This window comes from Pseudomonas sp. CM27 (assembly GCF_013179515.1).
Classification (GTDB): domain Bacteria; phylum Pseudomonadota; class Gammaproteobacteria; order Pseudomonadales; family Pseudomonadaceae; genus Aquipseudomonas.
This window is the reverse complement of the sequence record NZ_JABMCN010000112.1, coordinates 1-18,132: the sequence shown is the minus strand read 5'-3', so window position 1 is coordinate 18,132 and position 18,132 is coordinate 1. Positions and strand designations below refer to the sequence as shown.

Annotated in this window: 21 protein-coding genes; 6 read left to right on the top strand and 15 right to left on the bottom strand. The window is 63.0% G+C overall.

Annotation, left to right across the window (positions count from 1 at the left end; genetic code table 11):
• The 4 genes from HP547_RS15390 to xerD all read right to left on the bottom strand — a co-directional run.
• Nucleotides 1-564 (bottom strand): pyridoxal-phosphate dependent enzyme (locus HP547_RS15390; RefSeq protein WP_172286734.1); only part of this gene is annotated, 564 nt, incomplete at its 3' end.
• A 58-nt stretch (nt 565-622) separates the two neighbouring features.
• Nucleotides 623-1,927, bottom strand: coding sequence for a homoserine dehydrogenase (locus HP547_RS15385; RefSeq protein ID WP_172223280.1), 1,305 nt, complete (start codon nt 1,925-1,927; stop codon nt 623-625).
• Between the two features lie 82 nt (nt 1,928-2,009).
• Nucleotides 2,010-2,753: a thioredoxin fold domain-containing protein gene (locus HP547_RS15380; RefSeq protein WP_172223283.1), complete on the bottom strand. Its 744-nt coding sequence runs from the start codon at nt 2,751-2,753 to the stop codon at nt 2,010-2,012.
• A gap of 153 nt (nt 2,754-2,906) precedes the next feature.
• Entirely contained in the window at nt 2,907-3,803 is an 897-nt protein-coding gene (xerD, locus tag HP547_RS15375; protein ID WP_172286733.1) for a site-specific tyrosine recombinase XerD, read from the bottom strand.
• 68 nt (nt 3,804-3,871) lie between these two features.
• On the opposite strand from xerD, the gene HP547_RS15370 reads away from it, so the two are divergent.
• Nucleotides 3,872-5,698 (top strand): sodium:proton antiporter, encoded by a 1,827-nt coding sequence (locus HP547_RS15370; protein WP_172223290.1) that lies wholly within the window; start codon nt 3,872-3,874, stop codon nt 5,696-5,698.
• Nucleotides 5,699-5,701: 3 nt separating this feature from the next.
• Here the strand turns inward: HP547_RS15370 and HP547_RS15365 are convergent, their stop codons facing one another.
• The 6 genes from HP547_RS15365 to ffh form a co-directional block, all read right to left on the bottom strand.
• Entirely contained in the window at nt 5,702-6,112 is a 411-nt protein-coding gene (locus HP547_RS15365; protein ID WP_016485145.1) for an acyl-CoA thioesterase, read from the bottom strand.
• Nucleotides 6,113-6,239: 127 nt separating this feature from the next.
• On the bottom strand, nt 6,240-6,590 hold the full coding sequence (gene rplS, locus HP547_RS15360; RefSeq protein WP_003252148.1) for a 50S ribosomal protein L19: 351 nt from the start codon (nt 6,588-6,590) through the stop codon (nt 6,240-6,242).
• Nucleotides 6,591-6,632: 42 nt separating this feature from the next.
• Nucleotides 6,633-7,385 (bottom strand): tRNA (guanosine(37)-N1)-methyltransferase TrmD, encoded by a 753-nt coding sequence (gene trmD, locus HP547_RS15355; RefSeq protein ID WP_172223294.1) that lies wholly within the window; start codon nt 7,383-7,385, stop codon nt 6,633-6,635.
• A gap of 3 nt (nt 7,386-7,388) precedes the next feature.
• On the bottom strand, nt 7,389-7,925 hold the full coding sequence (rimM, locus tag HP547_RS15350) for a ribosome maturation factor RimM (protein WP_172286732.1): 537 nt from the start codon (nt 7,923-7,925) through the stop codon (nt 7,389-7,391).
• A 5-nt stretch (nt 7,926-7,930) separates the two neighbouring features.
• Complete coding sequence (gene rpsP, locus HP547_RS15345; RefSeq protein ID WP_011535318.1) at nt 7,931-8,182, bottom strand: 30S ribosomal protein S16; 252 nt, start codon at nt 8,180-8,182, stop codon at nt 7,931-7,933.
• A gap of 259 nt (nt 8,183-8,441) precedes the next feature.
• Nucleotides 8,442-9,818 (bottom strand): signal recognition particle protein, encoded by a 1,377-nt coding sequence (ffh, locus tag HP547_RS15340; RefSeq protein ID WP_172286731.1) that lies wholly within the window; start codon nt 9,816-9,818, stop codon nt 8,442-8,444.
• A gap of 313 nt (nt 9,819-10,131) precedes the next feature.
• Between ffh and HP547_RS15335 the strand changes: the two genes are divergently transcribed.
• From HP547_RS15335 to HP547_RS15325, 3 genes are all read left to right on the top strand, one after another.
• The gene (locus HP547_RS15335; RefSeq protein WP_172222201.1) at nt 10,132-10,941 is read left to right on the top strand and encodes an inner membrane protein YpjD; all 810 of its coding nucleotides are present in this window, start codon (nt 10,132-10,134) and stop codon (nt 10,939-10,941) included.
• Nucleotides 10,942-10,950: 9 nt separating this feature from the next.
• Entirely contained in the window at nt 10,951-12,156 is a 1,206-nt protein-coding gene (locus HP547_RS15330) for a transporter associated domain-containing protein (RefSeq protein ID WP_172222225.1), read from the top strand.
• A 272-nt stretch (nt 12,157-12,428) separates the two neighbouring features.
• The gene (locus tag HP547_RS15325) at nt 12,429-13,727 is read left to right on the top strand and encodes an MFS transporter (protein WP_172286730.1); all 1,299 of its coding nucleotides are present in this window, start codon (nt 12,429-12,431) and stop codon (nt 13,725-13,727) included.
• A 137-nt stretch (nt 13,728-13,864) separates the two neighbouring features.
• On the opposite strand, the gene purT is transcribed toward HP547_RS15325, so the two are convergent.
• The 5 genes from purT to HP547_RS15300 all read right to left on the bottom strand — a co-directional run bounded on the left by purT (nt 13,865) and on the right by HP547_RS15300 (nt 17,142).
• On the bottom strand, nt 13,865-15,046 hold the full coding sequence (purT, locus tag HP547_RS15320; protein WP_172222234.1) for a formate-dependent phosphoribosylglycinamide formyltransferase: 1,182 nt from the start codon (nt 15,044-15,046) through the stop codon (nt 13,865-13,867).
• A gap of 76 nt (nt 15,047-15,122) precedes the next feature.
• The gene (locus HP547_RS15315) at nt 15,123-15,590 is read right to left on the bottom strand and encodes a VUT family protein (protein WP_172222237.1); all 468 of its coding nucleotides are present in this window, start codon (nt 15,588-15,590) and stop codon (nt 15,123-15,125) included.
• 190 nt (nt 15,591-15,780) lie between these two features.
• Entirely contained in the window at nt 15,781-15,984 is a 204-nt protein-coding gene (locus HP547_RS15310; RefSeq protein ID WP_172222246.1) for a DUF1289 domain-containing protein, read from the bottom strand.
• Nucleotides 15,974-16,498, bottom strand: a complete 525-nt coding sequence (locus HP547_RS15305) for a gamma carbonic anhydrase family protein (RefSeq protein WP_172286729.1) — start codon at nt 16,496-16,498, stop codon at nt 15,974-15,976. Before HP547_RS15305 ends, HP547_RS15310 begins: the two co-directional genes overlap by 11 nt.
• Before the next feature lie 44 nt (nt 16,499-16,542).
• Nucleotides 16,543-17,142, bottom strand: coding sequence for a CoA pyrophosphatase (locus tag HP547_RS15300; protein WP_172222253.1), 600 nt, complete (start codon nt 17,140-17,142; stop codon nt 16,543-16,545).
• 124 nt (nt 17,143-17,266) lie between these two features.
• Between HP547_RS15300 and HP547_RS15295 the strand changes: the two genes are divergently transcribed.
• On the top strand, nt 17,267-17,818 hold the full coding sequence (locus tag HP547_RS15295; RefSeq protein WP_172222257.1) for an NUDIX hydrolase: 552 nt from the start codon (nt 17,267-17,269) through the stop codon (nt 17,816-17,818).
• Nucleotides 17,819-17,839: 21 nt separating this feature from the next.
• Nucleotides 17,840-18,132, top strand: a 293-nt coding sequence (locus tag HP547_RS15290) for a L,D-transpeptidase family protein (protein WP_372242897.1), incomplete at its 3' end; no start/stop codon positions are given.

The following is an 18,132-nucleotide window of genomic DNA, read 5'->3' as shown; positions in this document are numbered from 1 at the left end:
GATGTTGTGAATGTTGTCGCCGAACAGCGTGGTCATCTGCCGACGCTGCACTTCCGACACGCGCTGGTGCGGGTGCAGGATGAAGATGTCGACGTTGTCGCAACGGCGGCAACCTTCGATGGCGGCCGAACCGGTGTCACCGCTGGTGGCGCCGATGATCACCACGCGCTCGTTGCGCTTGGCCAACACATGGTCGAGCAGGCGGCCGAGCAGTTGCAGGGCGAAGTCCTTGAACGCCAGGGTCGGGCCGTGGAACAGCTCCAGCACCCATTCGTTGCTGTTCAGCTGACGCAGCGGGGCAACCGCAGCATGGGCGAACTCGCCGTAGGTTTCTTCAAGGATTTTCTTGAAGTCGGCATCGGCGATGCTGCCTTCGACGAACGGGCGCATCACACGGAAAGCCAGTTCGTGGTACGGCAGGCCGGCCCAAGAAGCGATTTCTTCCTGGGTGAAGCGTGGCAGGTTTTCCGGGACGTACAGGCCGCCGTCACTGGCCAGGCCAGCCAGCAGTACGTCTTCGAAGTTCAGGGCCGGTGCCTGGCCGCGGGTACTGATATAGCGCATGGTGCAAACCTTCGATGCTGAGGCCGGGGCCACGCTGGCGGCCCGACGGCGCTATGTGTTAGTTGAGCTGTTCGACGCGAATGCGCACGACCTTGCCGACCACGTCCTGCAGGGCTTCCAGGGCGACGATGGCGTCGTTGATGCCCTGTTCGACCACACGGTGGGTCAGCAGGATCATCGGCACCAGGCCGTCCTGCTCCTCGGCTTCCTTCTGCATGATCGACTCTATGTTGATACCACGCTCCGAGAGGATGCTGGCCACCTGGGCCAGTACGCCCGGGTGATCCTTGGCCTGGATGCGCAGGTAGTAGGCGCTTTCGCAGGCCTCGATCGGCAGGATCGGGTGAGCCGACAGCGAATCAGGCTGGAAGGCCAGGTGCGGCACGCGGTTTTCCGGGTCGGAAGTCATGGCACGGACCACATCGACCAGGTCGCCGATCACCGACGAAGCGGTAGGCTCCATGCCAGCGCCGGCACCGTAGTACAGGGTGGAGCCGGCGGCATCACCGTTTACCATGACCGCGTTCATCACGCCGTTGACGTTGGCGATCAGGCGATCGGCGGGGATCAGCGTCGGGTGCACGCGCAGCTCGATGCCCTCGGCGGTGCGACGCGCCACGCCCAGGTGCTTGATGCGGTAGCCCAGGGCCTCGGCGTAGTTCACGTCAGCGGTGGTCAGCTGGGTGATGCCTTCGGTGTAGGCCTTGTCGAACTGCAGCGGGATGCCAAACGCAATCGAGGCGAGGATGGTCAGCTTGTGCGCGGCATCGATGCCTTCCACGTCGAAGGTCGGGTCGGCTTCGGCGTAACCCAGCGCCTGGGCTTCGGCCAGTACGTCGGGGAAGGCGCGGCCTTTCTCGCGCATTTCGGTGAGGATGAAGTTGCCGGTGCCGTTGATGATGCCGGCCAGCCAGTTGATGCGGTTGGCCGACAGGCCTTCACGAATGGCCTTGATGACCGGAATACCACCGGCCACGGCCGCTTCGAAGGCGACGATGACGCCCTTCTCGCGCGCCTTGGCGAAGATTTCGTTACCGTGTACGGCGATCAGCGCCTTGTTGGCGGTAACCACATGCTTGCCGTTTTCGATGGCCTTGAGCACCAGGTCACGGGCCACGGTGTAGCCACCGATCAGCTCGATGACAATATCGATCTCCGGGTTGCTCGCAACTTCGAACACGTCAGCGGTAATGGGGGTACCGGTAATCTGGCAGTTCGGGTTCTGCGAGCGCATGGCAATCTGGGCCACTTCAATACCGCGCCCGGCACGGCGGGCAATCTCCTCGGCGTTGCGCTGAAGTACATTGAAGGTTCCGCCACCGACGGTCCCCAACCCACAGATGCCTACTTTGACCGGTTTCACTGTGAACTCCCCATTGAACGGCCGACACTTCGCCGACCGTGAAACATGCCGTCACCCCATGACGACGGCGTACTGAATTGTATTACTTGGCAAGTGCCAGCTTGGCGACCTGCGGTGCCGGCTGGTAGCCCGGAATGACCTGGCCGCTTTCCAGGACGATGGCTGGCGTGCCATTGACGCCGATCGACTGGCCCAGCTGGAACTGCTTGCCCACCGGGTTGGCGCACTTGGCCGCCTTGATTTCTTCGCCTTCGACCATCTTGTCCATCGCCCCGCGACGGTCGCTGGAGCACCACACGGCCTGCAACTGCTGGTCACCTGCCGAGCCGAGGCCCTGGCGCGGGAAGGCGACGTAGCGCACTTCGATACCGCGACGGTTCAACTCAGGCACTTCGGCATGCAGCTTGTGGCAGTACGGGCAGGTGGTGTCGGTGAATACGGTGATGTGTGACTTGGTCTCGCCCTTGGCAGGATAAACCACCATCTCGGCGGCTGGAATGCCATTGATGAGCTTGGCGATGCCCAGGCGTTCGGTTTTTTCAGTCAGATTGACCGGCTTGCCGTCCTGGATCTGGAACAGGTAGCCCTGCATCACGAACTGGCCGTCGCCGCTGGCGTACAACACGCGGCCACCCTGCAGCTTGACCTCGTAAAGGCCGCTGACCGGGCTGCTGGCCACGCTTTCTACAGGTACTTCCAGCTCGAGGTTCTGCAACGATTTACGGATGGCCTGCTCGGCACCGGCGTTGCTATCGGTTGCCGCAGCAACGGCAAAAGTACTGGCCAACGCCAACGCGGCGGCGGCGAAAAACTGGGTCACGCGCATGGGAACTCCTGAAGGCGGACAGGGGCCGGAGGGCGCCACCTGCGGAAAATACGCGGTGGCCGTGCGGCCCTTGGTGCAAACCGCCCAAGCCTACCACATCACACCGCCGGTGAAGGGCCTTGCAAGGACCGGTCGGCAGAACATGAAAAACATTCATCCACGCGGGTGGTGCTGGGCATGCAGTTGCTGCAAGCGGGCCTTGGCGACGTGGGTGTAGATCTGGGTGGTGGACAGGTCACTGTGGCCCAGCAGCATCTGCACCACGCGCAAGTCGGCGCCATGGTTGAGCAGGTGGGTGGCGAAGGCATGGCGCAAGGTGTGCGGCGACAGCGGCTTGTCGATGCACGCCACCCGGGCATGCTGCTTGATGCGATGCCAGAAGGTCTGGCGGGTCATCTGCTCGCCGCGCTGGCTGGGGAACAGCACATCGCTGGGGCACCCGTTGAGCAGCTCGGCGCGGCCGTCGCGGGTATAGCGCTCCACCCACAGCACCGCTTCTTCGCCCATGGGCACCAGCCGCTCCTTGCTGCCCTTGCCCATTACCCGCAGCACACCCTGGCGCAGGTTGACCTGGTCCAGGGTCAGGCTGACCAGTTCGGTAACGCGCAGGCCGCAGGCGTACAGCACTTCCAGCATGGCCCGGTCGCGCTGGCCGATGGCTTCACCCAGGTCCGGGGCCAGCAGCAAGGCTTCGACGTCCGCCTCCGACAGCGACTTGGGCAATGGCTTGCCGAGCTGTGGCATGTCGATTTGCAGGGTCGGGTCGACGGCGACCAGCTTTTCCCGGAGCAAGTAGCGGAAGAAACCACGCAGCCCGGACAGGAAGCGCGCCGTCGAGCGAGGCTTGTAGCCTTGGTCGATGCGCCAGGCCAGATGATCGAGAATCAGGTCGCGGCCAGCGTCGGGCAGGGATACCGAATGCGCCTGCAGCCAGCCGTTGAACAGGGCCAGGTCGCTGCGGTAGGACACGCGGGTGTTATCGGACAGGCCTTTTTCCAGCCACAGGGCGTCGAGGAACTGGTCGATCAGGGGGTGGTCGAGGGCAGACATGAAATCTCGGTGGCAAACGACGAAATGGCGCTTAGTCTTTCATAACAACGCCGGCATAGGGAGGCCGCATGAACGAACAGCAGATCCTTCTCAGCGTCGGTGGCATTGGCGCCGCGGCACTCGCCTGCCAGTGGCTGGCCTGGCGCCTTAAGCTTCCAGCGATCCTGTTTCTGCTGCTGGCCGGCATCGTGGTCGGGCCGCTGCTCGGCTGGCTCGACCCGCAGGCACTGTTCGGCCCATTGCTGATGCCGCTGGTTTCACTGGCGGTGGCGCTGATCCTGTTCGAGGGCAGCCTCACCCTGCACCTGTCACAGTGGCGCGAGATCGGCAGCGTGGTGCACCGCCTTGTCACCCTCGGTGCGTTGTCGACCTGGCTGGTCATCGCGCTGGCGACCCACTGGCTGCTGGGCTTTGAATGGCAGCTGGCAATCCTCTTTGGTGCCCTGACCCTGGTCACCGGCCCCACCGTGATCGTACCGATGCTGCGCGTGGTCCGGCCCAACGCGACGATCGCCAACATCCTGCGCTGGGAAGGCATCGTCATCGACCCGATCGGCGCCTTGCTCGCGGTGGTGGTGTACAGCTTCATCATTGCCAGCGCCGACGGCAATGGCCTGACCCAGAGCCTGGGCACCTTTGCCGGGGTGATCTTCTGCGGCAGTGCGCTGGGCGCTGCGGGGGGCTGGTTGCTGGGGCAGATCATGCGCGAACAGTGGCTGCCGGAATACCTGCACAACCTGGCCTCGCTGGCCGCCGTGCTGGGCATCTTCATTGCCGCCAACCTGATCGTGCACGAGTCCGGGCTGTTGGCAGTGACGATCATGGGTATGTGGCTGGCCAACATGCGCGGGGTCGATGTGCGGCAGATCCTGCACTTCAAGGAAAACCTCAGCGTGCTGCTGATCTCCGGCCTGTTCATCCTGCTGGCCGCGCGGCTCGACTTGCATGCCCTGCTCGGGCTGGGTCCGGCGGTACTTGCGCTGCTGCTGGTGATCCAGTTGCTGGCACGGCCATTGAACGTGTTGCTGTCGACGCTGGGCTCTTCGCTGAACTGGCGTGAACGCGCCCTGCTGGCCTGGATAGCACCACGCGGCATCGTCGCCGCGGCGGTGTCGGCCATTTTTGCCATTCGCCTGCACGAGGCTGGCCATCAGGATGCTTTGCTGCTGGTGCCGCTGACGTTCGCCGTGATTATCGGCACCGTCGTGCTGCAAAGCGCCACGGCCCGGCCACTGGCGCGCCTGCTCAGGGTCGCAGAGCCGGCGCCCAGCGGCTTTCTGATCGTCGGCGCCAGCAGCCCTGCGCGCGCCATCGGCAAGGCCCTGCAGCAATTGGGCAGCCGGGTATTGCTGACCGATTCGAGCTGGGAAAACATCCGCGCCGCGCGCATGGACGGCCTGCCGACCTACTTCGGCAACCCAGCCTCGCAACACGCCGACGCCCATCTGGACCTGGTCGGCCTCGGCCATCTGCTGGGGCTTTCACCGGCGGGTGAAATCAACACCCTGGCCTGCGCACGCTTTCGCCATGACTTCGGCCATGGCCGCCTGTATGTGCTGGCCAGCGGCCTGGAGAAACAGCGCAGCGACAAACACCGGGCCAGCCAGGAACACCGCGGCCAACTGCTTGGCGCAAGCCCGATGACCTACCAGCAACTGGCCAACCACCTCCACCACGGGGCGGAACTGTACAGCACCAACCTGACCGAGGGCTTTGACTGGGAGGACTACCAGGCGCTGCATGGCGAGCGCGCTCATCTGCTGTTTGCGCGTGATGCCCACGGCTGGGTGCATGTTTCAAGCCCCGACAACCCGCTGGCCCCACAGCCCGGCTGGACCCTGGTGGCACTGGTCGAGCCAGCCCCCGTCAGCGAGACGGCAGTTGCTGCAGGTTGAGATTCAGGCTTGCGGCAGCACCGGCACCGGGCGCTTGTCCTCATCGATGGCGACAAAGCTGAACACGCCATGGATCGCGCGCTCGCGGCCATCGAGGTACATGTTCTCGACGAACACGTCGACCTGCACCTGCAAGCTGGTGTTGCCCACCTTGACCACCGAGCCTACCAGCTCAACGATAGAGCCGGCCGGGATCGGGTGTTTGAAGTCGATGCGGTCGGTGGACACGGTCACCAGCGGCAGGCGACAGAAGCGGGTGGCGGCAATGAACGATACTTCGTCCATCCAGGCCAGGGCGGTGCCGCCGAACAGGGTGTTGTGGTGGTTGGTGGTGTTGGGGAATACCGCCTTGGTCACGCGGGTCACCGACAGCTCGGTGCGACGCTGGATTTCCTGGTCTCGGGTAGTGCTCATGGGCTACTCCATCGTAAGGCGGGCGTGCCAGTGCACACCCTTCGCGGGTAAACCTGCTCCCACAAAAAAGCAGCCCGAAGGCTGCTTTTTTCTCGCTAGGCGGCCTGGGCCACCGGGCAAACTGTACTCAGGACAGTTTTTCCTTGATGCGAGCGGCTTTGCCGGACAGGTCACGCAGGTAGTACAGCTTGGCTTTACGCACGTCACCACGACGTTTCACGGCCAGGCTGTCGATCTGCGGGCTGTAGGTCTGGAAGGTACGCTCTACGCCAACGCCGCTGGAGATCTTGCGCACGGTGAAGGCGCTGTTCAGACCGCGGTTACGCTTGGCGATAACGACGCCTTCGAACGCCTGCAGACGGGAACGCTCACCTTCCTTCACTTTAACCTGGACGACTACGGTGTCACCTGGTGCGAAGGTCGGGATTTCCTTGCTCATCTGCTCGGCTTCGAGCTGCTGGATGATCTTGTTGGTCATGCTGTGCTCCTAAGATGGATACGTGATCCACCATCGATACGTTTAACTATCGTCCCGCTCGCGGAGATATTCCTCGAGCAGCTTCTTCTCTTCTCCAGAAAGTGAGCGACTTTCCAGAAGATCGGCGCGTCGTTCGAAGGTCCTACCAAGGGACTGCTTCATCCTCCAACGCCGGATATGTGCATGGTTGCCACTTAGCAACACGTCGGGAACACGCTGATCCGCATACACCTCAGGTCGGGTGTAGTGCGGGCAATCGAGCAGACCGTCGGTGAAGGAATCCTCTTCCGCCGAGTCCACATGCCCTAAAGCTCCGGGCAGCAGCCGCGTAACCGCATCGATCAGTACCATGGCCGGCAGCTCGCCACCGGAAAGCACATAGTCGCCAATCGACCACTCCTCATCGACATGAGCCTCGATAAAGCGCTCGTCGATGCCTTCATAACGACCGGCGATCAGGATCAACGATTCCTGTTCGGCCAGGCCTTTGACCGCCTGCTGAGTCAGCTTGCGGCCTTGCGGCGAAAGGTAGATCACCTTTGCCGATGCTCCGGTCGCTTGCCTGGCGTTAACCAGTGCGTCTTCCAGAGGCTTGATTTTCATCACCATGCCCGGACCACCGCCAAACGGTCGATCATCCACCGTGTGGTGACGATCTGTGGTGTAGTCCCGCGGGTTCCAGCAAGTCACCTGAAGCAACCCCTGTTTCACCGCACGGCTGGTAATGCCGTACTCCGTGATGGCCGAAAACATCTCGGGGAACAACGTGATGACGTCTACGCGAAGGTTACCCATCGTCTAGAAGTCCGCGTCCCATTCAACCCGCATCACGCCTGCTTCCAGGTCGATTGCCAGCACGCATTGCTCCGTATAGGGCAACAGACGCTCGCGATCATCCAGGCTGCCTGCGCAGGGTTTGACCACCATTACATCGTTCGCACCGGTCTCCAACAGGTGATCGACCTTGCCGAACAGGTGTTCGTCCTGGTTGATGACCTTCAGGCCTTGCAACTGGTACCAGTAGTACTCGTCGGCTGCCAGGTTGGGCAAAAGGCTCCGCGCAATGCAGATATCGTAACCGCTCAGAAGCCGGGCTTCATCGCGATCCTCGAGGCCTTTCAGTTTCACGACCAGGCCCTTTTGGGAGCCACGACCGCTGACCAGCTCGACCTGCTTTACCTTGCCTTCGTGCCGAAGCGTCCAGCGTGGATAATCCAACAGGTTTTCAATCGGATCGGTAAAGGAATACACCTTCACCTCGCCGCGAACGCCGTGAACCGAAAAAATCTTGCCAACGACGATGAGGTCGTCAGTCTTTTCTGGCGTCGCGTTCATACTGTTCAGGCAGCGGCCTTGGCAGCTTCCTTCAGCAGCTGAGCAACACGCTCAGACGGCTGTGCGCCCTGGCTCAGCCAGTAGGTGACGCGCTCTTGGTTGACCGACAGCTTGACTTCGGCGCCCGATGCGATCGGGTTGAAGAAGCCAACGCGCTCAACGAAACGGCCGTCACGGGCGTTACGCGAGTTGGTCACGGTCAGGTGGTAGAATGGGCGCTTTTTCGAGCCGCCACGGGCCAGACGAATGGTTACCATGTGAACATCGTTCCTATAGTCGGTGCTGCAGTTGATACAGCAGCTGGTACTGCAAATCTGAATGCCAAATAGGCACACGGGTGCCCAAAAGGCCGCATATTCTCGGGGAATACACGGACATTTGCAAATGACTTTTTCGGCAAGGCCATGGCCTACCGTCCAGATTTGCCGGTTGAGCCGCGAAATCCGCGGCAATTGCCCCGCCAGAGCGGGGTTTCTGGGTACCTGCCCGACAAAAGGCAGGCACCCGGAATAGGGGTTACAGCTTGGGCATGCCGCCGCCTGGCATCATGCCGCCCAGGCCGCGCATCATCTTGGCCATGCCGCCTTTGGCAGAGAATTTCTTCATCATCTTCTGCATTTGCTTGTGCTGCTTGATCAACCGGCCGATGTCCTGCACCTGGGTACCGGAACCCAGGGCGATCCGGCGCTTGCGCGAACCGCTGATCAGGTCGGGGTCGCGGCGTTCGGCCGGGGTCATGGAGTTGATGATCGCCTCCATCTGCTTGAACTGCTTCTCGGCCGCGCCCTGGGCGTTGCCCATCTGCGACAGATTCACCCCGCCGATGCTCGGCAGCTTGTCCATCAGGCCGCCCAGGCCGCCCATGTTCTTCATTTGTTGCAGCTGGTCGCGGAAGTCTTCGAGGTCGAAGCCTTTGCCTTTCTTCAGCTTTTTGGCCAGCTTGTCGGCCTTGGCCTTGTCGATGGTCTGCTCGGCCTGCTCGATCAGGCTGAGCACGTCACCCATGCCGAGGATGCGCGAAGCGACGCGGTCAGGGTGGAACGGCTCGAGGGCTTCGGTTTTTTCACCCATGCCGATGAACTTGATCGGCTTGCCGGTGATGGCACGTACCGACAGCGCGGCACCACCACGGGCGTCACCGTCGACCTTGGTCAGCACCACGCCGGTCAACGGCAGCGCCTCGCCAAACGCCTTGGCGGTGTTGGCGGCGTCCTGGCCGGTCATGGCGTCGACCACGAACAGGGTCTCGATCGGCTTGACCGCGGCGTGCAGCGCCTTGATCTCGTCCATCATGTCGGCGTCGATGTGCAGGCGGCCGGCGGTGTCGACGATGACCACGTCGATGAACTTCAGCTTGGCTTCACGGATGGCCGCTTCGGCAATGGCTACCGGCTTCTGGCTGATGTCGGACGGGAAGAAGGTCACGCCGATATCGTTGGCCAGCGTTTCCAGCTGCTTGATCGCCGCCGGGCGATAGACGTCGGCGGACACCACCATCACGCTCTTTTTCTTGCGTTCCTTGAGGAAGCGCGCCAGCTTGCCGGCGGTGGTGGTCTTGCCGGCGCCCTGCAGGCCGGCCATCAGCACCACAGCAGGCGGGGCAGCATTGAGGGCCAGGTCTTCGTTGGCCGCCCCCATCAGGCTCTCAAGCTCGGCCTGGACGATCTTCACGAACGCCTGGCCCGGGGTCAGGCTGCGCGACACTTCGGTGCCGACCGCACGTTCCTTGACGCTGTTGACGAAATCCTTGACCACCGGCAGGGCAACGTCGGCCTCGAGCAGGGCCATGCGCACTTCGCGCAGCGTGTCCTTGATGTTGTCTTCGGTCAGCTTGGCCTTGCCGGTGACATGGCGCAGCGTCTGTGACAGGCGGTCGGTCAGGTTTTCGAACATGGTGATCCTTTCAGGCCCAGTAAAAGCCGAGGTTTGTCAGGCGCCCTAGAGGAAATACACACCCGCCGGGCACAGCAAGGCGGCGATTATAGCGAAGTGCGGCGGCGGCGCACACCTTGGGAGATATTCGGTGGCTGTGCCTGCCTGTTCGCGGGTGAACCCCCACCCACAGGATCTTCACTACACTTGTGGCTTGCGCGGTACCTGTGGGAGCGGGTTCACCCGCGAATGCCGTTACGCGGCCTGCCAGTCTTCCTAGAGCGGCGGGATCTATGCCAAACTCCGTCTCTTTAAGGCTCGTCAACCAGGACTTATGGTCTCCTCACCCAGCCTCATCCCCAACCTGATCGCCGCCGGCCTCTATATAGCTGCAGCCGTCTACCAGGGCCTGCACCTGGCCCAGGGTCGCAAGGCCGACAAACGCCTGCTTGCCCTGCTGGGTGCCGTCGCGGTGCTCGCCCAGGCCGGCGCGCTGTTCTTCCAGCTGATCACCCCGCTGGGCCTGAGCCTGGACTTCTTCAGCGCTGCCAGCCTTATCGCCGTGGCCGTCATCGCCCTGACCCTGCTGGCCTGCATGCGCATACCGGTGGAAAACCTGCTGGTGCTGCTGTTCCCGCTGGGCGCGGTGACGGCGCTGCTGGCGCAGTTCGCGCCCCCCGGCACGGTGCCGCTGATCAACGAGGAGCCGGGCATCCTGGCGCATATCCTGTTGTCGATCCTGGCCTACGGGCTGTTCACCATCGCCGTGTTCCAGTCGCTGCTGTTGCTGCTGCAGGACCGTCAGCTGAAGAACAAGCACCCGTCCGGGCTGATTCGCAACTTCCCGCCGCTGCAAACCATGGAAAGCCTGCTGTTCGGCTTCCTCTGGGCCGGCTGGTGCCTGCTGTCGCTGTCGCTGATCTCGGGCTGGCTGTTCCTTGACAACCTGTTCGCCCAGCACCTGGTGCACAAGACTTTGCTGGCCTGTGTCGCCTGGGTGGTGTTCAGCGTGCTGCTGTGGGGCCGCACCCGCCTGGGCTGGCGTGGCCACAAGGCGATCCGCTGGACCCTGGCCGGTTTCTGCCTGCTGATGCTGGCCTATTTCGGCAGCAAGCTGGTTCGCGAATTCATACTGCATATCTGACGGCCGCCCATGGACACCTTGCCGTACGCAACGCTATTGGGCACCTTGGCACTGGCGCTGCTGTGGGCAGCGCTGTTCACCGCCGTGGATGCCGCCCGCCTGCAACTCAATGGCTCGCTGCGCAACGGCGATGACGGTCAACCACCACTGCCAGCCCAGGCGCTGGTGCTTTGCGCCAGCCTGGGCAAGTTGCTGGTGCTGGGCCTGGCGTGCCTGATCGGGCAGCGCTACAGCGGTGAACACGGTTTCTGGCTGGCCGGCCTGGGCGCCGCCCTGGTATTGCTGGTTTTCGCCGAATTTCTGCCCCGGCGCCTGGCCAGGCGCAACCCGCAGGCACTTGTCAGCCTCGGTGTCAGCCTGCTGAAAGCGCCGCTGACACTGCTGCAACCCTTTGCCTGCCTGCTCGACGGCTGCGCGAAGCTGATCCTGCGCCCCTTCCGTGCACAGCCGACAGCAGTTGCCCTGCACGCGCAGGAAGACGACGACACGGATGAAGATGAAGCGCACGAGGCGCCGCGCCACGGCCTGCTCGACGGCCTGCAGTCACTGGACAAGGTCACCGTCAACGACATCCTGGTGCCACGCAACGAAGTGGACGGCATCAACCTCGACGAGCCGATGGAACGCATCATCGAGCAACTTATCGTCAGCCGCCACACCCGCTTGCCCGTCTACCACAACGATATCAACCAGGTCGAAGCGATCCTCAACACCAAGTTGATCAGCCACCTGCTGCCCAAGGCCGAGCTGACCCTTGAGGCACTGCACGGCGCCTGCTACGAGCCTTATTTCGTGCCAGAGAGCACGCCCTTGCAGATGCAGTTGCTGAACTTCCACAAGCAGCAGCGGCGCCTGGGCGTGGTGGTGGACGAGTACGGCGAAGTGCAGGGCATTGTCACACTGGAAGACATCCTCGAAGAGATCGTGGGCGAGTTCGAGGACGAGCAAAGCCTGGGAAACCCGCACGTGCACCCACAGCCCGATGGCACCTTCGTGATCGACGGCACCGCCTCGCTGCGCGAGATCAATCGCAGCCTTGGCTGGCATCTGCCTAGCGATGGCGGGCCAAAAACCCTCAACGGGCTGGTGACCGAAGCGCTGGAAAGCATCCCCGAAAGCGCCGTTTGCCTGAAGATCGGCCGCTATCGCCTGGAAATCCTCGAAACAGAGGACAATTGTGCCAGCAAGGTACTGGTGTGGACCGTGACCCGATAGCTATACTCCGGTCACGCTTACCCAGCCCCGCCGCCACGCCTGCTACCCGCACCCGGCGTTACACGGCCAGTCCGCTCCACTGACACGCCCTGCGGTCCTGCTTCAATACCCCGAACAGTGCCCGCCCCGCCCCTACCCCCCTTGGGCTATCGTCAGTCGGGCGCACACAACAACAAAACGCTCCGGCGCCCGCGCGACATGCCTGCCCTTTGCCTGGCACACCGCGCGAGCCATGCCCATGGAGCCGGACCAGACTGTTAGGGACCTACTTAATGACAAGCAGCACCTATGCCCAAGCCCCTGCCGCGCCGGTCAACTCGCCCGCGCGGGTAGCCACCGCAAGCTTCATCGGCACCGCCATCGAGTTCTACGATTTCTACGTGTATGCCACTGCCGCGGCCTTGGTAATCGGCCCGGTGTTCTTCCCGTCCGGGTCGGGTACCGCGCAGATGCTGGCGGCCTTCCTTACCTTCGGCATCGCCTTCCTTGCCCGGCCGCTGGGCTCGGCGTTGTTCGGCCACTTTGGTGACCGTATCGGTCGCAAGTCGACCCTGGTCGCCTCGCTGCTGCTGATGGGTGTGTCGACCACCGCCATCGGCGTGCTGCCGGGCTATGACAGCATCGGCGTCTGGGCGCCGATCATCCTCTGCCTGCTGCGCTTTGGCCAAGGCCTGGGCCTGGGCGGCGAATGGGGCGGCGCGGCTTTGCTGGCTACCGAGAACGCCCCGGAAGGCAAGCGCGCCTGGTTCGGCATGTTCCCGCAGCTGGGCCCTTCGATCGGGTTTCTGGCCGCCAACGGTCTGTTCCTGACCCTGGCCCTTACCCTCAGCGATGAACAATTCCGTGACTGGGGCTGGCGCATTCCGTTCCTGCTCAGCGCCGCGCTGGTACTGGTGGGGCTGTACGTGCGCCTGAAGCTCGAAGAAAGCCCGGTGTTCGCCACTGCCGTTGCGCGCCAGGAGCGGGTGAAAATGCCGGTGGTGGAGCTGTTCGCCAAGCATTGGCGGCCAACCCTGATGGGCGCTGCAGCCATGGTGGTGTGCTATGCGCTGTTCTACATTTCCACGGTGTTCTCGCTGAGCTATGGCGTGACCACGCTGGGCTACAGCCGCGAAACATTCCTTGGCCTGCTGTGCTTTGCGGTGGTCTTCATGGCCTTGGCTACGCCGCTGTCGGCCTGGCTCAGCGACCGTTACGGGCGCAAGCCGGTACTGATCGTCGGCGGCGTGCTGGCGGTGGCATCGGGCTTTACCATGGAGCCGTTGCTGACCTCGGGGTCGACTACCGGCGTGGCGCTGTTCCTGGCCATCGAGCTGTTCCTGATGGGCGTGACTTTTGCGCCGATGGGCGCACTGCTGCCTGAGCTGTTCCCGACTCACGTGCGGTATACCGGGGCTTCGGCGGCGTATAACCTGGGCGGCATCGTCGGGGCCTCGGCGGCGCCGTTCTTTGCCCAGAAGCTGGTGAGCATGGGTGGGTTGAGCTGGGTGGGGGGTTATGTGTCGGCGGCGGCGGTGATCAGCCTGATTGCCGTGCTGTGCCTGAAAGAGACCCGCAATACCGAGCTTTGAGAAAGCCGGGGCTGCTTTGCAGCCCATCGCCGGCAAGCCAGCTCCCACAGGGATATACAGCCCTAGGGCCTTGTGGAGACCCTGTGGGAGCTGGCTTGCCGGCGAAAGGGCCGCAAAGCGGCCCCTTGGGTCCCGGATCAGAACTCGACTTTGACCGCCTGCGCTGCCCGGGTCGCCTTGGCCCGCGCGGCTTCGACCGATTCGTCACGCGCCAGGCACACGCCCATGCGCCGGGTGCCGTTGATTTCCGGCTTGCCGAACAGGCGAATGGCGGTATCCGGCTCGCTCAGCGCTGCGCCCAGGTTGGCAAAGCTGGTTTGCTGCGACTGGCCTTCCGGCAAGATCACCGCCGACGCCGATGGGCCGAACTGACGCACGACCGGGATCGGCAGGCCAAGAATGGCGCGGGCATGCAGGGCGAATTGCGACAGGTCCTGGGAAATCAGGGTTACCAGGCCAGTGTCATGCGGGCGCGGTGACACTTCGCTGAACCATACCTGGTCGCCTTTGACGAACAGTTCCACGCCAAACAGGCCGCGACCACCCAGCGCATCGGTGACCGCCTTGGCCACGCGCTGCGACTCGGCCAGCGCCTTGGGGCTCATGGCCTGCGGCTGCCACGACTCCTGATAGTCGCCCTTCTCCTGACGATGACCAACCGGCTCGAGGAACGTAGTACCACCGACGTGGCGTACGGTCAGCAAGGTGATTTCGTATTCGAAGTCGATAAAGCCTTCGACGATCACCCGGCCTTTGCCGGCGCGACCGCCTTCCTGGGCGTAGTCCCACGACGTCTGCAGGTCGGCATCGCTGCGCAGCAGGCTCTGGCCCTTGCCCGACGAGCTCATCACCGGCTTGACCACGCAGGGGTAGCCGACATCGGCCACGGCCTTGGCGTAGTCTTCGAAGGTGTCGGCAAAGTGGTACGGCGAGGTCGGCAGATCCAGCTCTTCGGCGGCCAGGCGGCGGATGCCTTCACGGTTCATGGTCAGCTGGGTGGCGCGGGCGGTCGGCACCACGTTGAAACCTTCGTTTTCCAGCTCCACCAGGGTGGCGGTGGCGATGGCTTCGATTTCCGGGACGATATAGTGCGGCTTCTCGGCCTCGATCACCGCGCGCAGGGCAACGCCATCAAGCATGTTGACCACGTGGCTGCGGTGCGCCACTTGCATTGCCGGGGCATTGGCGTAGCGGTCGACGGCGATCACTTCGACGCCCAGGCGCTGCAACTCGATCACCACTTCCTTGCCCAGCTCGCCACAGCCGCAGAGCAGTACACGGGTCGCGGTGGGCGACAAGGGGGTTCCGATACGGGTCATTTCAGGTCCTCGAAGGCATCTGGGGCCGTACCAGGCGTGGCACTGCCCGCTGAAAAAGGACCGCTATTCTACACCATCAACCGGCCACGGCAGCCCGCCGGGCGCGAAATGCCATGGCCAGCCACACGGCAGTGACACCGGCGAATTTCGAGGCCATGGCGGTGCCGATCACCGCAGGGGTCAGGGCGCCGATCATGCCGAAGAAGATGAACGTGTCCACCGGAATACTCAGCGCCGAACTCAGCCACAGGCGGTCGCGCAGTGGCCGGCGGGTGATGCTGAACACCAGCCAGTCGATCAGCTCGGAAATGAAGAACGCAGTGGCACTGGCCAGGGCGATGGCCGGCTCCGAGGTCACATAGGACAGCACCAGGGCCACCAGCATCGCGACCAGCGCGCCATGGCCGAAGCGGGTCTGCACCATGTCACGCAGGATAAACACCAGGCCGCCCCAGGCAGACCAGATGATGTCCAGGTGCGGGGCGCTGGAGAACGCGAAGTTGATCAGCACTACGCTGCTGATATAGGCAATGAGATAGAACATGGGCAGTGACCGTCGGGCAAGCGGCACAGATTACTTGATTTTCAGGTCAATGGCAGCTTGATCAAGCAGGTGTGTTACCTGCACTGGCCCTATCGCCGGCAAGCCAGCTCCCACAGTGATCGTGCAAACCCTCAGGCCACATGGACTACCTGTGGGAGCTGGCTTGCCGGCGATGAAGCCAGCACTGTGTTCAGCCTCCGATAATCAGGCCGGCCTCCACTGCCCTTTCATGGCAGCGTTTCAGCACCACCCGGCGCTCGTCGTTGTCCATCCGACCCCAGCGGCCAATTTCGGCCACGGTACGCTGGCACCCGGTACAGATATCCTGCTCATCCAGCGCACAGATGCTCACACACGGCGAGGCCACCGGCCGCTCTGCAACTTCACTCATCATCAACCACCAACTCCTGCGCATAACGCCGGGCATTGTGCACGTAATGCGCAGCGCTGGCTTCGAGCATGCGCATCTGCTGCTCGGTCAGCTCACGCACCACCTTTCCCGGCGAGCCCATGACCAGCGAACCATCAGGAATTTCCTTGCCCTCTGCGATCAGCGCATTGGCGCCGATGATGCAATGCCTGCCAATGCGCGCGCCGTTGAGGATCACCGCATTGATGCCGACCAGGCTGTAGTCGCCCACCGTGCAGCCATGCAGCATGGCGTTGTGGCCAACGGTCACCCCCTTGCCCAAGGTGAGCGGCGAGCCCATGTCGGTGTGCATCACCGTGCCATCCTGGACATTGCTGCCCTCGCCGATGTCGATCAGCTCGTTGTCCCCGCGCAGCACCGCGCCAAACCACACGCTGGCATCAGCATGCAGGCGAACGTTGCCGATCAACGTGGCGTTAGGGGCGGCCCAACTGGTGGGGTGACACTCGACCCGCAGGTCGCCCAGGCGGTATTTCATGAAGGTTCCTCAGGCTAGGACACAGTTGGCAGGGTTGGCCCCGCTCAGATTTCGATATAACGCTCGGGCGGCTGGTGCAGGCTGATGCCGGCATCGAACAGCAGGTTGACCAGCTCGACGATCATGATCGCCGACAGCCCCCAGATCTTGTATTCGCCGTAACGATAGCTGGGCACGTACCAGCTACGCCCCTGGTAGTCGATACGGTGGGTATGGTCACGCGGGTCCTGGCGGAAGAATTCGAGCGGCACGGTGAATACTGCCGCGATCTCGGCGTCGTTGGCGCGGTATTCGACAAAGTCCGGGATTACCCCGACGAATGGCGTCACTTTCAGACCATGCAGCGATATCAGCGGGCTGAGCGGGCCCAGCACTTCGACCAGGCCGGGCGGCAAGCCGATTTCTTCTTCGGCTTCGCGCAGCGCAGTGAATACCAGGTCTGGGTCTTCGGGGTCGCGACGACCACCGGGAAAAGCCACTTCACCACCGTGGGTGGACAGGCCCTTGGCGCGCAGTGTCAAGACCAGTTCGGGCGCTTCGCTGCGAGTAATGGGCAAAAGGACCGCCGCTTCCGGAAACCGTCGGTCGGTTTCCAGTGACGCGGGTTGGTGGTTGCTCATTCGGCGAAGTAGCTCGTCCAGCATTGCGCACGCTCGTATCCAAGGCCTGTCTTGCATGATGCACCAAAGCCGCGAAGCACCCAAGCCCCGCGCACTTGCGACGGCCCGGCAGGCACGCCAAGATAGCCTTGAGCAAAAGGACCCCCCTATGAAATTCTGCAGCGCGTGCGGCCAGCCGGTCACTCAGCGGATCCCCGAGGGCGACAGCCGCCTGCGGTATGTCTGCGACCATTGCCAGACCATCCACTACCAGAACCCCAACATCGTCGCCGGCGTGCTGCCGACCTGGGGCAGCCGGGTACTGCTGTGTCGGCGTGCCATCGAGCCGCGCCGAGGCTACTGGACCTTGCCCGCCGGTTTCATGGAGAACGGCGAAACCCTCGACCAGGCCGCCCGTCGCGAAACCGTAGAGGAAGCCTGCGCCAGGGTCGGGCCGCTGAGCCTGTACCAGCTATTCGACCTGCCGCACATCAACCAGGTGCATGTGTTCTTCCGCGCCGAACTGGCGGACCTTGATTTTGCGGTCGGTGTCGAAAGCCTGGAGGTGCAGCTGTTCGAAGAGCACGAGATACCGTGGAGCGAGCTGGCTTTCCGCACCGTCACTCTCACACTAGAATGCTACTATCGCGACCGCATCGGGCAGCACTACCCCATAGGCCATGAATACCTGCCCCCGATGACCGTCCCGACCACCACCTAGAACCCTTCAGGGATACGTTACATGCGCTGGTTGCTTGCCTTTTTCTGCCTTTGCGTTACCTCGGTGTCCCAGGCGGCCTTCACCGAGACCATCGTCCGCAAGCCCCTGCCGGCAGCGCAAACTCCGTCGCCTTCGCAGCAGGCCATGCAACCGCTGATCGACAAGGTACTGGTGATCAAGTCCGAACGCCGCCTGCAGTTGATCAGCCGTGGCGAGCCGCTGAAAACCTACCGTATCTCGCTGGGCAAGCAGCCCAAGGGTGCCAAGGAACGAGAAGGCGACAAGAAAACCCCCGAAGGCCTGTACTGGCTGGA

What these genes read in the sequence shown, in the direction of transcription:
- rimM (WP_172286732.1), bottom strand. Translation starts at nt 7,925, where the DNA reads ATGAACGCGACGCCAGAAAAGACTGACGACCTCATCGTCGTTGGCAAG.
- purT (WP_172222234.1), bottom strand. Translation starts at nt 15,046, where the DNA reads ATGACCCGTATCGGAACCCCCTTGTCGCCCACCGCGACCCGTGTACTG.
- HP547_RS15310 (WP_172222246.1), bottom strand. Translation starts at nt 15,984, where the DNA reads ATGATGAGTGAAGTTGCAGAGCGGCCGGTGGCCTCGCCGTGTGTGAGC.
- HP547_RS15365 (WP_016485145.1), bottom strand. Translation starts at nt 6,112, where the DNA reads ATGAGCACTACCCGAGACCAGGAAATCCAGCGTCGCACCGAGCTGTCG.
- HP547_RS15335 (WP_172222201.1), top strand. Translation starts at nt 10,132, where the DNA reads ATGGTCTCCTCACCCAGCCTCATCCCCAACCTGATCGCCGCCGGCCTC.
- rpsP (WP_011535318.1), bottom strand. Translation starts at nt 8,182, where the DNA reads ATGGTAACCATTCGTCTGGCCCGTGGCGGCTCGAAAAAGCGCCCATTC.
- HP547_RS15300 (WP_172222253.1), bottom strand. Translation starts at nt 17,142, where the DNA reads ATGCTGGACGAGCTACTTCGCCGAATGAGCAACCACCAACCCGCGTCA.
- HP547_RS15295 (WP_172222257.1), top strand. Translation starts at nt 17,267, where the DNA reads ATGAAATTCTGCAGCGCGTGCGGCCAGCCGGTCACTCAGCGGATCCCC.
- HP547_RS15380 (WP_172223283.1), bottom strand. Translation starts at nt 2,753, where the DNA reads ATGCGCGTGACCCAGTTTTTCGCCGCCGCCGCGTTGGCGTTGGCCAGT.
- HP547_RS15370 (WP_172223290.1), top strand. Translation starts at nt 3,872, where the DNA reads ATGAACGAACAGCAGATCCTTCTCAGCGTCGGTGGCATTGGCGCCGCG.
- xerD (WP_172286733.1), bottom strand. Translation starts at nt 3,803, where the DNA reads ATGTCTGCCCTCGACCACCCCCTGATCGACCAGTTCCTCGACGCCCTG.
- ffh (WP_172286731.1), bottom strand. Translation starts at nt 9,818, where the DNA reads ATGTTCGAAAACCTGACCGACCGCCTGTCACAGACGCTGCGCCATGTC.
- HP547_RS15315 (WP_172222237.1), bottom strand. Translation starts at nt 15,590, where the DNA reads ATGTTCTATCTCATTGCCTATATCAGCAGCGTAGTGCTGATCAACTTC.
- HP547_RS15330 (WP_172222225.1), top strand. Translation starts at nt 10,951, where the DNA reads ATGGACACCTTGCCGTACGCAACGCTATTGGGCACCTTGGCACTGGCG.
- rplS (WP_003252148.1), bottom strand. Translation starts at nt 6,590, where the DNA reads ATGACCAACAAGATCATCCAGCAGCTCGAAGCCGAGCAGATGAGCAAG.
- HP547_RS15305 (WP_172286729.1), bottom strand. Translation starts at nt 16,498, where the DNA reads ATGAAATACCGCCTGGGCGACCTGCGGGTCGAGTGTCACCCCACCAGT.
- trmD (WP_172223294.1), bottom strand. Translation starts at nt 7,385, where the DNA reads ATGGGTAACCTTCGCGTAGACGTCATCACGTTGTTCCCCGAGATGTTT.
- HP547_RS15325 (WP_172286730.1), top strand. Translation starts at nt 12,429, where the DNA reads ATGACAAGCAGCACCTATGCCCAAGCCCCTGCCGCGCCGGTCAACTCG.